Origin of the sequence: Clostridium putrefaciens, from assembly GCF_900461105.1 — a bacterium.
GTDB classification, from domain to species: domain Bacteria; phylum Bacillota; class Clostridia; order Clostridiales; family Clostridiaceae; genus Clostridium_L; species Clostridium_L putrefaciens.
This window is the reverse complement of sequence record NZ_UFWZ01000001.1, coordinates 2,531,885-2,544,791: the sequence shown is the minus strand read 5'-3', so window position 1 is coordinate 2,544,791 and position 12,907 is coordinate 2,531,885. Positions and strand designations below refer to the sequence as shown.

General features: G+C 30.4%; 11 protein-coding genes and 1 other annotated feature (1 of these 12 only partly in view). Of the genes, 9 read left to right on the top strand and 2 right to left on the bottom strand.

Features of this window, described 5'->3' with window-relative positions; genetic code table 11:
• Positions 1-171, top strand: a binding site (T-box leader); it begins 54 nt to the left of the window's first position.
• Positions 172-243: 72 nt separating this feature from the next.
• Positions 244-2,166: a threonine--tRNA ligase gene (gene thrS, locus DY168_RS11555; RefSeq protein ID WP_115641873.1), complete on the top strand. Its 1,923-nt coding sequence runs from the start codon at positions 244-246 to the stop codon at positions 2,164-2,166.
• Between the two features lie 46 nt (positions 2,167-2,212).
• On the opposite strand, the gene DY168_RS11550 is transcribed toward thrS, so the two are convergent.
• Complete coding sequence (locus tag DY168_RS11550) at positions 2,213-2,788, bottom strand: DUF3867 domain-containing protein (protein ID WP_115641872.1); 576 nt, start codon at positions 2,786-2,788, stop codon at positions 2,213-2,215.
• Positions 2,789-2,930: 142 nt separating this feature from the next.
• On the opposite strand from DY168_RS11550, the gene DY168_RS11545 reads away from it, so the two are divergent.
• Complete coding sequence (locus DY168_RS11545; RefSeq protein ID WP_115641871.1) at positions 2,931-3,788, top strand: CorA family divalent cation transporter; 858 nt, start codon at positions 2,931-2,933, stop codon at positions 3,786-3,788.
• 36 nt (positions 3,789-3,824) lie between these two features.
• On the opposite strand, the gene DY168_RS11540 is transcribed toward DY168_RS11545, so the two are convergent.
• Entirely contained in the window at positions 3,825-4,094 is a 270-nt protein-coding gene (locus tag DY168_RS11540; RefSeq protein WP_115641870.1) for an ATP cone domain-containing protein, read from the bottom strand.
• A gap of 152 nt (positions 4,095-4,246) precedes the next feature.
• Here DY168_RS11540 and DY168_RS11535 point away from each other — a divergent pair, with 152 nt between their 5' ends.
• From DY168_RS11535 to lplA, 7 genes are all read left to right on the top strand, one after another.
• Positions 4,247-5,290: a M42 family metallopeptidase gene (locus tag DY168_RS11535; protein WP_115641869.1), complete on the top strand. Its 1,044-nt coding sequence runs from the start codon at positions 4,247-4,249 to the stop codon at positions 5,288-5,290.
• A gap of 242 nt (positions 5,291-5,532) precedes the next feature.
• A complete protein-coding gene (gene gcvT, locus DY168_RS11530; protein WP_115641868.1) occupies positions 5,533-6,645 on the top strand; it encodes a glycine cleavage system aminomethyltransferase GcvT in 1,113 nt (370 codons plus the stop codon).
• Between the two features lie 12 nt (positions 6,646-6,657).
• Positions 6,658-7,041, top strand: coding sequence for a glycine cleavage system protein GcvH (gcvH, locus tag DY168_RS11525; protein ID WP_115641867.1), 384 nt, complete (start codon positions 6,658-6,660; stop codon positions 7,039-7,041).
• A 3-nt stretch (positions 7,042-7,044) separates the two neighbouring features.
• Positions 7,045-8,388 (top strand): aminomethyl-transferring glycine dehydrogenase subunit GcvPA, encoded by a 1,344-nt coding sequence (gcvPA, locus tag DY168_RS11520; RefSeq protein WP_115641866.1) that lies wholly within the window; start codon positions 7,045-7,047, stop codon positions 8,386-8,388.
• Entirely contained in the window at positions 8,389-9,849 is a 1,461-nt protein-coding gene (gcvPB, locus tag DY168_RS11515; protein WP_115641865.1) for an aminomethyl-transferring glycine dehydrogenase subunit GcvPB, read from the top strand.
• A gap of 15 nt (positions 9,850-9,864) precedes the next feature.
• On the top strand, positions 9,865-11,262 hold the full coding sequence (lpdA, locus tag DY168_RS11510) for a dihydrolipoyl dehydrogenase (protein WP_115641864.1): 1,398 nt from the start codon (positions 9,865-9,867) through the stop codon (positions 11,260-11,262).
• A gap of 239 nt (positions 11,263-11,501) precedes the next feature.
• Entirely contained in the window at positions 11,502-12,479 is a 978-nt protein-coding gene (gene lplA, locus DY168_RS11505; protein WP_115641863.1) for a lipoate--protein ligase, read from the top strand.
• Positions 12,480-12,907: the final 428 nt, after the last annotated feature.

The following is a 12,907-nucleotide window of genomic DNA, read 5'->3' as shown; positions in this document are numbered from 1 at the left end:
CCTTGGCTGAAAGTATTCTTAAATAAAATCAACCGAATACCATCTCAGAGTAGAGTGCTGAAATATATAGTAAGCATTTCCGTGTACTAGCGTTAATAGTTTCGAGAGGGCACAAATTTTTTAAAAAATTTGTTGCCAATTTGGGTGGAAACGCGTTTGCTCGTCCCATTTTCGGGAGGAGTTTTTATTTTACAAAAAAATGAGTTTAAGCAAATTAATATAGATTAAAGAAGGAGGATTATTATGATTAAAGTTACACTTAAAGATGGAAGTATTATAGAGGTTGAAAAAGGAACAAAGGTAAGTGAAATCGCAAAAAGCTTAAGTCAAGGTCTTTATAAAAAAGCATTATCAGCTAAGATAAATGGAAAAAGATCTGAGCTTATGGCTGAGATAAATGAGGATTGTGAACTTGAAATATTAACTTTTGAGGACGAGGATGGAAAGTGGACATTAAGACATACTGGATCTCATATTTTGGCTCAGGCAGTTAAAAGATTATATCCAAAGGTTAAATTAGCAATAGGACCTGCTATAGAAAATGGATTTTATTATGATTTTGAAGCGGACTTTTCGTTTACACCAGAAATATTAGAAAAAATAGAAAAAGAAATGCAAAAGATAATAAAAGAAGATTTAGTATTAGAAAGATTTGAACTTCCAAGATCAGAAGCTATTGAGTATGTTAGGAATAAAGATGAAGATTATAAGGTTGAATTAATACAAGATTTGCCAGAGGATTCTATTATATCATTTTACAAGCAAGGTGAATTTGTAGACTTATGTGCAGGTCCCCATGTACCTTCTACTAAAAAGGTTAAATCAGTTAAATTGCTGTCCCTTGCAGGAGCTTATTGGAGAGGTGACGAAAAAAAGAAAATGCTTCAAAGAATATATGGAACAGCTTTTTCAAAACAAAGCGAGCTTGAAGCATACCTAAATATGTTAGAAGAAGCTAAAAAAAGAGATCATAGAAAGATAGGTAAAGAACTTGGTCTTTTTGCCATGCATGAAGAGGGTCCAGGATTTCCATTCTTTTATCCTAAAGGAATGGTTCTTAGAAATCTTTTAGAAGATTATTGGAGAGAAGTTCATAGAAAATCAGGATATGATGAGATAAAAACTCCTATCATACTAAGTGAATCTTTATGGCATCAGTCAGGACACTGGGATCATTATAAAGAAAATATGTATTTTACTAAGATAGATGAAGAAGACTTTGCAATAAAACCAATGAATTGCCCTGGTTCTATATTAGTATATAAAGATGGTATGCACTCTTATAAAGAATTACCAATAAGACTTGCTGAGCTTGGACTTGTTCATAGACATGAACTTTCAGGTGCTTTACACGGACTTATGAGAGTTAGATGCTTTACTCAAGATGATGCTCATATATTTATGACTAAGGAGCAAATTACAGATGAAGTAGTAGACGTTATTAAATTAATTGATGACTTTTATAAGAAATTTGGATTTGATTACTTTGTAGAACTTTCAACTAGACCAGAAAATTCTATGGGCAGCGATGAAGACTGGGAACTTGCAACAAGTGGTCTTAAATCAGCTTTAGATAAAGCTGGGCTTAAATATAAGATAAATGAAGGTGATGGAGCATTTTATGGTCCTAAGATAGACTTCCATTTAAGAGATTGTATAGGTAGGACTTGGCAGTGTGGAACAGTACAATTAGATTTCCAAATGCCGGAAAGATTTGATATTTCCTATATAGGTGCAGATTCAGAAAAGCATAGACCAGTTATGGTACACAGAGTTGTATTTGGAAGCATTGAAAGATTTATAGGTATATTAATAGAACACTTTGCTGGAGCATTCCCAACATGGCTTTCACCAGTACAAGTTAAGGTACTGCCTATATCTGAAAAGTTCCATGACTATGCAAAAGAAGTTGAAAAACAACTTAAAGAAAAAGATATAAGAGTTGAAACTGACTTTAGAGCTGAAAAGATTGGTTACAAAATCCGTGAAGGACGTATGGAAAGAGTACCTTATCTATTAATAGTAGGTGAAAAAGAAGTAGAGAATAATGAAGTTTCAGTTAGAAGTAGAAAAAATGGAGATGAAGGTGTTTCATCACTTGATAGCTTTATAGAAAAAATACAAAAAGAAGTAAAGACTAAAGAAAACTATTTAGTTCAGTCTTAAAAGATAAATAAAGTATAATAAAAAGCGACTCTAGGGTCGCTTTTTATTAATATTCATAAGCTTTCATGTTTTCACATAAGGATATATTTAAAGGCTTATCGTCCACTACTTTCTTATAAGAACATAAAAATTCATTTAGTTCTAAATCCTTAAGGTCTATAGATTTAATACTTCTAAGAATTACATTTTCTTTATCTAAAATTATATCTATCATATTAGAATTATTGGATATAGAATAGGTGCTAACTACCTTTGAATTTAAGCTATCCTTGTATTTATCGTTAAATCCTAGAGCTTTTCTTATATTTTCATAGTCTGCCTCTATTGGCATTTCAGAAAAGTTTACACCAAGACTTTTCATTTGAGATTCTATATCTTTAGGGTCGAAACCAGACCTTTTCAGCATTTCTTTTTGAATGTTAAAAAGTTTTTCAGAAGAAATTGAGTTTTTATTCATATATTCTTTAATTTCTGAAGAAAACTCTGCTATAGATAATTCTCCGGAAGATAAAGAATAATACAGGTTATACATATATTGCTCAAAGTTGTCTATATCCTTTTCTCTAGCTTTATTTTTAAGTTCATTAAAATCAACAATTCTATCATCTTTATTATCACTCATTTTAAATCCTCCTTAGTTACTCTATTATACTATTCTTAAATACATTATAATAGTATACAACATATATTTAAAGTAATTATTAGATACACTTGTTTTAAATATATAACATAATTAATTATCATAGTTTAGAGGAGATGTTAGTTTGGGTATAGTCCTATATAAAGATGGTAAAATGGATAGTAATAAAAGATATAAAGAAATAAAAGGTGAAGATGCAGTACTATATTTAACAGATGTATATGAAGATATGTTTACTAAAAGGAGTTCAAATATTAATTTTAGTAGGGATATAGAAATAAAGGATAAAAACAAGATAGTTATTAATATGCCTTATGTAGATGAATTAAATAAAAAAAGGGTTGAGGCTATACTTGAAGAAGGATTGGTGTCTTTATATTTTAAAGAAAAAGGGTTTATAGAATTTATAGAAGAAAAGATAAGCAGAAATAAAGGAATAGATTATAAAAGTGTGTTTTTGTCATTATTTCAGTTCTTTATGTTAAGTTATGATCAAAAGCTAATAAAGATAGAAGATGATGTGGAGCTTAGATTTGAAGATGCTGTGGCTAAAGATAGTATACAACTTGAATCTTTATTAAAGGATAAAAAGAAAATATATATGATTAAAAGGTGTACTAATTATTATAAGTCTATATTAGTTTATCTTGAAGATGAATTTGAAGACATTAAACTATATGATAAATTATTTTTTTCGTTTCAAGATACATTGAATTTAGCAGAAAATGTTGAGTCATCGATATATTCTTGTATAGATATTTATAACTCAATATATTCTAATAGAATGAATAAGACTATGGAACTTTTGACATTTATTACAGTAATGTTACTTCCTGCTAGTATACTATCAGGAATATTTGGTATGAATTTTAAGTTTATGCCCTTATTAGAACATCCACAAGGATTTTATATAACTGTATCTATTATGATGTCTGCGGTAGTGATTGGTATGATCTACTTTTTTAAGAGTAAAAAGGAGTAATAAAAGCAGCCTAATATTATAATTAGGCTGCTTTTATTAAGAATTTATTGAATAAAGTACATATTCCTTTGCTAAGTTTTTAAAACCCTGTCTTTTTAAAATAGTAATAGTTAAAGCAAATAGCTCATAACTTGAGGTTCTATCATTACCTAGTTTTTTTATTTCGGTACAAATTTCTTTGATTAAGTTATTTATATCACCTTGAGTTAAGTTTGTGTTTGCATCTAAAGCAGCATTTAATATGCTTGTTCCGAGTTTTTTTTCATCAAAGTCTTCTATTCTACCATTCTTTTTTATTACATTCATGTAGACACCTCCTTTTTTTTATTATACCTCTATTTCTTGATATTTCAAAATATAAGGATGTCTTGCAATATTACTAGTTGATGTGGATCTAATATCAAAATAGTTTGTGATATAATAAAACCTGTAATATATAATTATTGGAGGGAATAAATATGAATATTGATATGAAATACTTGCTAAATATGATGAGGAAATATATGGATATACCAAGTCCTGGAGGATATACTAAAATGGCTATTGAGGAAGCTAGATTAGATTTTGAAAAGCTAGGATTAAAAACAGTTATAACAAAAAAAGGCGCATTAATTGCTACGTTAGAGGGTAAAAATACAGAGGAAGAAATAATCATATCTGCTCACATGGATACATTAGGAGCTATGGTGAAGGAAATAGAAGCTGATGGTAAGCTTAAATATAAAAGAATAGGAGGGGGATGTTTTGGATCCATTGAAGGGGAGAACTGTCATATAATAACTGAATCTGGACGTGAGATAAGTGGATCTGTTATTCCTAGAACCGCATCTACTCACATACATGGACAAGAAGTTGCGAATTTAAGTAGAAATGAAAATAATATGATAATAAGAATAGATGAAAAGGTTGAAAGCAAAAGGGATGTACTAGATATTGGTATAAATGTTGGCGATTTTATTTATATGGATACAAGAACAAAGATAACTGAAAGTGGATTTGTTAAATCTAGATATTTAGATAATAAATTAGCAGTAGCAATGGTATTTGAAGTATGTAGATATTTAAAAGAAAATAAAATAACACCATCTTGTACTGTAGAGATTTATATTAGTAATTATGAAGAAATGGGACATGGAGTATCAGGTAATAGCATATCATATAAAGTTAAAGAAATGATAGCTATTGATATTGCACCTGTAGGAAAGGGACAAGAATCTTCGGAGTATGCTGTAACTATTGCAGCTAAAGATAATAAAAGTGTTTATGATTATGAATTAAGACGTAAACTTTCAGCTATAGCAAGAGAAAATAATATAGACTACAGGGTAGATGTTTTTAACTTTTATAGTTCAGATGCTACTCACGCTATACTTCAAGGTGGAGATTTTAAATTTGCATGTATAGGACCTGGTGTAGACTCTACACATCACTATGAAAGAACACATTTATCAGCTATAGAAAATAATGTGAAACTTTTAGTAAAGTACATTGAGAACAATTAAAGAACTTAGAATCAAGGCGTATAAATGAGTTGGGGTATTTTGCAAAAAGATACAATCGATTAAACATTCAAAAAATTCGTAATTAACAGTGAAATGTATTGAAATTTTCTATAAGAAACTTTATAATAGTCTTAAAGAACAAGTTACTATAGTATTTTTAATTCTTAGTAAGCTTAATATTTATATAAATTTGTTAAGTCAAGTTTATTTATAATATATTTCAAATGATAGGGGGGCTAATATTGGATAATTTAAGGAAAACACCACTTATTGACTCATATGAAAAATACGGTGGCAAAGCAGTTGATTATGCTGGGTGGCTTTTACCAGTAGAGTTTGAAGGGATAATCCCAGAACATGAAGCCGTAAGAAATAATGCAGGTTTATTTGATGTTTCTCATATGGGAGAGATTACAGTAAAAGGTAAAGATGCGTTAAAGTTTTTACAACATATTATGACAAATGACATAGGCATTTTAGAAAACAATCAAGTCGTTTATACTTTAATGTGTTATGAAAATGGTGGAGTCGTAGATGATTTAATATTATACAAATTTGATGAGGGTGATTACTTTTTAGTTGTAAATGCTAGCAATGCAGATAAAGACTTTAAATGGCTTTGTGACAATAAAGAGGGTTTTGATATAGAATTAGAAAACGTTTCACCTAAATATGCTCAATTAGCACTTCAAGGGCCAAAAGCACAAGAAATACTTCAAAGAATGGTGGATGTAGATCTATCAGAAATTAAGTTTTTCTATTTTAAGAGAAATGTTAAAATTAAAGGTGTGGATTGTTTAGTATCAAGAACAGGATATACAGGTGAAGATGGATTTGAAATATATATGGATCCTTCAGGAATTGTAACCTTATGGGATGCAATATTAAAAGAAGGAAAAGAGGATGGAGTTAAGCCTATAGGACTTGGAGCTAGAGACACTTTAAGATTCGAAGCAAACCTTCCTTTATACGGAAATGAAATTTCTCAAGATATAACTCCACTAGAAGGTGGACTTGGATATTTTGTTAAATTGAATAAAGAAGGGTTTATGGGTAAAGATGTTTTACAAAAACAAAAAGCTGAAGGTTTGAAGAGAAAAGTTATTGGATTTGAAATGACGGATAAAGGAATTGCAAGACATGGATATAATGTAGTAGATGAAAATGGAAAAGAAATAGGGGTAGTCACTACAGGATATTTCTCTCCAACACTAAAGAAAAATATCGGTTGTGCATTAATAAATATTGAGAATTCAGAAATGGGTAAAGAAATATTTATCCAAGTAAGAAATAGAAAATTAAAAGCAACTATAATAAGTAAAAAGTTTTATAATAAACAAACTAAAAGTAAATAGGGGGTATTAAATATGAAAGTTTTAAAAGAACTATTATATACAAAGGATCACGATTGGGTAAAGGTAGAAGGGGATAAAGCTTATATAGGACTTACAGACTTTGCTCAACACTCTTTAGGATCTATAGTATTTGTTGAATTACCAGAGATAGATAGTGAATTCGAAAAGGAAGAAGTATTTGGAGTTATTGAATCAGTAAAGGCAGCTTCAGATTCTCTTATGCCAATTAGCGGTAAGATATTAGAGGTTAATGAAGAAGTAGTAGAGGATCCTAGTGTTTTAAATGATAATCCATATGATAATTGGTTATTATGTGTAGAAGTAACTAATAAAGAAGAATTAAATGAATTAATAAATGCTGAAAATTATCAGGAGTTATGTAATAAGGAGGGGTAAAATATGTATCCTTATATCGCAAATATAGACCAAGATAAGGAAGAGATGCTTAAAGCCATAGGTGTTAAAACTATGGAAGATCTTTTTATGGATATTCCAGAAAACGTTTTATTAAATAAGGAGCTTCAAATTGAAAAGTCAGCTTCTGAATTAGAAGTATCCAATAGAGTTAGTGAACTTGCAAGAAAGAATAAAAGTATAGATGATTATATTTGTTTCTTAGGGGCAGGTGCTTATGACCATTATATACCATCAGTAATAAAGCATTTAGTATCTAGATCTGAATTTTATACAGCTTATACTCCATATCAACCAGAGATAAGCCAAGGGACATTACAAGGAGTATTTGAATTCCAAAGTATGATTTGCGAGCTTACAGGCCTTGATGTAGCTAATGCATCAATGTATGATGGACCAACAGCAGCAGCAGAAGCAGCAATATTATCATCTGTGTCAACTAGAAGAAAAAAGGTATTAGTATCTAAAACAGTGAATCCTGAAACAAGAAAGGTTTTAGAGACCTACTTAAAGTTTAGAGATGTAGAATATGTTGAAATAGAAGAGAAAGACGGTACTACAAATATAGAAAGCTTAAAAGGTATTATGGACAAAGACACAGCAGGAGTATTAATTCAAAGTCCTAATTTCTTTGGAATAATAGAAGATGTTAGCGAGGCTGAAAAAATAATACATGATAATAAATCACTTTTCATAATGAGTGTAGATCCAATTTCACTTGGTATACTTAAAAGCCCAGGAAAACTAGGGGCGGATATTGCAGTGGGAGAAGGACAAGCACTAGGACAAAACATAAACTTCGGAGGACCTTGCGTAGGATTCATGACAGCAACTTCTAAGCTTATGAGAAAATTACCAGGAAGAATAGTTGGACAAACTGAAGATGTAGATGGAAAAAGAGGTTTTGTATTAACTCTTCAAGCAAGAGAGCAACATATAAGACGTGAAAAGGCAACTTCAAATATATGTTCAGATCAGACATTAAATGCTATATCAGCAGCTATTTATATGTCCACACTTGGAAAGCAAGGAATTAAAGAGGTGGCAGAACAGTGTATAAAGAAATCTCATTATGCTTATAACAAGTTAATTGAATCTGGGAAGGTAAAACCTTTATTTAAAGATAAACCTTTCTTTAAAGAATTTGCAGTAGTTTTAGATAAAGATGTAGATAAAGCTAATGAGGGTCTTGAAGATAAAGGCATATTAGGTGGATACAATATAACAAAGGATTATGAAGAATATAAAAATACTATGCTTTTATGTGTTACAGAAAAAAGAAGTAAATCTGATATAGATAAGCTAGTTAAGGTAATGGAGGTGATATAGATGAGAGATTATAGTAAACTAATATTTGAACTTTCAAAAGACGGAAGAAAAGCATATTCACTTCCAAAGTTAGACGTTCCAGATATAGAGCTTGAGGAGTTGCTTCCAAAGGACCTTTTAAGAGATGATGAAATAGAATTACCAGAAGTTAGTGAAGTTGATGTAGTAAGACATTACACAGCGCTTTCTAATAAGAATTATAGTGTAGATATGGGATTTTATCCACTAGGATCTTGTACTATGAAATACAATCCTAAGATAAATGAAGATATGGCAGTTTTAAATGGTTTTTCTAGAATTCATCCTTATCAAAAAGAAGATCAAATACAAGGTGCTCTAGAACTTATGTATAATCTATCAGGAAATTTATGCGAAATTACAGGACTTGATGCATTTACGCTTCAACCAGCAGCTGGAGCTCATGGAGAGCTTACAGGACTTATGATAATTAAAGAATATCATAGGAGTAGAGGCGATAAAAAGAGAAATAAAATAATAGTTCCTGACTCAGCTCATGGAACTAATCCAGCTAGTGCGAAAGTGGTTGGATTTGATATAGTAGAAATAAAATCAAACAAAGATGGTACTGTAGATCTTGATGCATTAAAAGCGGTATTAAATGACGAGATAGCTGGTCTTATGCTTACAAATCCTAATACATTAGGTTTGTTTGAAAAAGACATAAGACAAATAGCAGATCTTGTTCATGAAGCGGGTGGATTACTTTATTATGATGGAGCTAATCTAAATGCAGTAATGGGACTTACAAGACCTGGAGATATGGGATTTGATGTGTGTCACTTAAATCTTCATAAAACATTCTCTACACCTCATGGTGGAGGGGGACCAGGATCAGGACCCGTTGGAGTTAAAAAAGAATTAGAAAAGTTCTTACCTATTCCAGCAGTTAAAAAAGTAAATGAAGCATTTACCTTAGATTATGATAAGCCAGAGTCTATAGGTAAGATAAAGAATTTTTATGGAAACTTTGGAGTTTTAGTAAGAGCTCATACTTATATATTAACTTTAGGTAGCGATGGATTAAAAGAAGCTTCAGAAGTTGCTGTTCTTAATGCTAACTACATTAAAGAAAGACTAAAAGATTACTATAAGATAGCTATTGATAAAGTATGTAAACATGAAGTAGTATTTGCAGGAATAAAAAATAAAGAAACAGGGGTTTCAACTCTTGATATTGCAAAAAGACTCATAGATTACGGCTTCCATCCACCAACAGTTTATTTCCCTCTTATAGTTGATAGTGCGCTTATGATAGAGCCTACTGAAACTGAGAGCAAAGAAACTATTGATGAGTTTATTGATGTTATGATTAAAATAGCTAAAGAAGCAGAAAAGGATCCTGAAATCTTTAAAACAGCTCCTCACAATACTCCGGTTAGAAGACTAGATGAGGTAAAAGCTGCAAGAACTCCAATTGTAAAATGGAGTAAAGAGAATTAGGAGGATATGTGTATAATGGATAAGGATATAATTATAATAGGAGGAGGTCCAGGTGGGTATGTGGCTGCTATAAGAGCAGCCCAACTTGGACTTGCTGTTACAGTAGTAGAAAAAGATAAGCTAGGTGGTACGTGTCTTAATAGAGGTTGTATACCTACAAAAGCTCTTTATAGAAATGCTGAAATACTTAATATATTAGAAAATATAGATAAGTTTGGAATAAATGTTTCTGATTACAGCATAGATGTAGCAAAGGTACAAGATAGAAAAAATAAAATTGTACATACTCTAGTATCAGGAGTAGAACAACTTTTAAAAGCTAATAAAGTACAAGTTATTTCTGGAGAGGCTACTTTAAAAGATAAAAATACAGTTACTGTTAAAACTATAGATGGTGTTCAAGATATTATAGCTAAAAACATTATAATAGCTACGGGATCTGTTCCATATATGCCGAGCATAAAGGGTAGTGAAGAAAAAGGTGTTGTAACTAGTGATGAACTTTTAGAATTTGATAAAATACCAGAAGAGTTAGTAGTTTTAGGAGGAGGGGTAATAGGATTAGAATTCGCAGGAATATTTAATGCTATGAAGACTAAAGTTACAGTTATTAAAGCTTCAACAACAATGTTTCCATCTGTAGATAGTGATATTACAAAACGATATTCTGCGTATCTAAAGAAACAAGGCATAGAAGTTAAGTCATCAGTAGATGTAAAATCTATTGAAAGACAAGGGGGAAAACTTGTTATAAAAGCTGAGGGTAAAAAGGGAGAAATGTCTATAACAGCGGATACAATATTGATTTCTAAGGGGAGAAGAGCCAATGTAAAAGGCTTAGATATAGAATCATTAGGTATAGTTATGGATAAAAAAGGTATAAGGGTAGACGAGAATCTTAAAACTAATATAGAGGGTATATATGCGATTGGGGACGTGAACGGTATATCACTTTTAGCTCATGCTGCATCTCATCAAGGAGTTTATGCAGTAGAACATATAGCTGGACTTACAAATGAAAAATATGAAGCAATTATACCAGATTGCATATTTGTATTTCCAGAAGTTGCTTCAGTTGGGGTAACTGAAGATGAGGCTAAAAAAACAGAACTTCAATATAATGCAAGTAAATTTATGTTTGGTGCTAACGGAAAAGCACTATCTCTTGGAGAAGGGGATGGATTTATAAAAATACTATCACTTAAAGAAGATGATACCATAATAGGAGTACACATTATGGGACCACATGCTTCTGACATAATCCATGAAGGGGCACTTGCAATAAATAATAAGCTTAGTGTAGAAGATATCAAAAAAACAGTACATGCACATCCAACATTAAGCGAAGCATTTTATGAAGCTGCTTTAGGATTGAAAAACGAAGCAATTCATATAGCTCCTCCTAGAAAATAAAAAGACTCATTATGTTATGAGTATAATAATACTATCTTCCACATATTCTTACATTAATCTAAGGATATGTGGATTTTAGTTATAAAAAATAATGGTTTTGATATGATAAATATCAACTATAAAAATCTTGAATTTCAATTCTATAAATATAAAATAATAGTTTTAATAAATAGATTATGGTTTTAAATAAAGGTTTTAATAACAAGTCTTTGAAAATTTAAAGACAAAGGAGAAATAACATGAGATATATAAATAATTTAAATACAGACGCTTATTTTAATTTAGCATCAGAAGAATATTTATTAAAGCATACTGATGAGGAATGTTTTATGCTTTGGAGAGACGAATCTTGCATAGTAGTAGGAAAGAATCAAAATACACTTTCTGAAATAAATTTAGATTATATAACAGAAAATAATATAAAGGTAGTTAGAAGACTTACAGGAGGTGGATCTGTATTCCATGATCTTGGAAATATAAACTTCACATTTATAGTAAATGATGGACAAAGCTTTAATGATTTCGAAAAGTTTGTGAAGCCAATAATTTCAGTTTTACATGAACTTGGAGTTAAGGCTGAATTTTCAGGAAGAAATGATCTTTTAATAGAAGGTAAGAAATTTTCAGGAAATGCTCAGTGCAAGCATAAGAATAGGGTAATGCATCACGGTACTTTATTATTTTCTTCAAGTATGGCTGATTTAAGCAAAGCACTTGTTTCAAAACCTATTAAATTTACAGATAAAAGTGTAAAGTCTATTAGTAGCAGAGTTACTAATATAAGTGATCACTTAAACCATAATCCTATGAATGTATTAGAATTTAAAGAGGCAATATTTAACCACTTAGTTGTTAAAGAGGATGCAAGTATTGAAGTGTTTAAAGAAGAAGAATTACTCATTATAACTAAACTTAGAGAAGAAAAGTATAGTACCTGGGATTGGAACTTCGGTAAGTCACCTAAATATAACTTTAAAGAAGAGAAGAAGTTTAAAGGTGGAACAGTAGAAATTAATATTGATGTAAAGCTTGGAGTTATTAATGAAATTAAAATATATGGAGACTTCTTTGGTAGAGAAGATATAATAGCTTTAGAAAATACCCTTAAAGGAATAAAACACGAAAGAACCGCTGTTGTTGAAGCATTAAATGATGTAGATATGTCTAATTACATGTCTAATATTACAAAAGAAGAATTGATCCAAGTATTATTTTGATTATTTTGCAAAGGATAACTAATAAACGCTATTTAATAACATTAAAAAGTTAGAGTGCTTACTATTTAAATAAATACCTTTAGTAAGCGCCCTAACTTTCATTGTTTTTTGGCGGACTATTTTCTGTGTATGTCAATATAGGGTCTCCTTCCTTAGATGCACTTGTTATTCTCTCTTAGATATTACTTAATGGTTATATTTAAAATTAACCCTTTAAAAAGAGGAAAACAAATTTAAATGGTTTATTTGTGAAATTTAACTTTCTGGTGGTCTCACCTCTTTTCTTATTAATATTCTAGAAGTATTACCTTTACCTTATAAATCTTTTATCACCTCCTACAATCTATTTATATTTATTTGCAATTTATATATGAGGAGGACAGTTTTGCTAATTCATGTTGTTAAACTAATTATATACTATTCAGAAT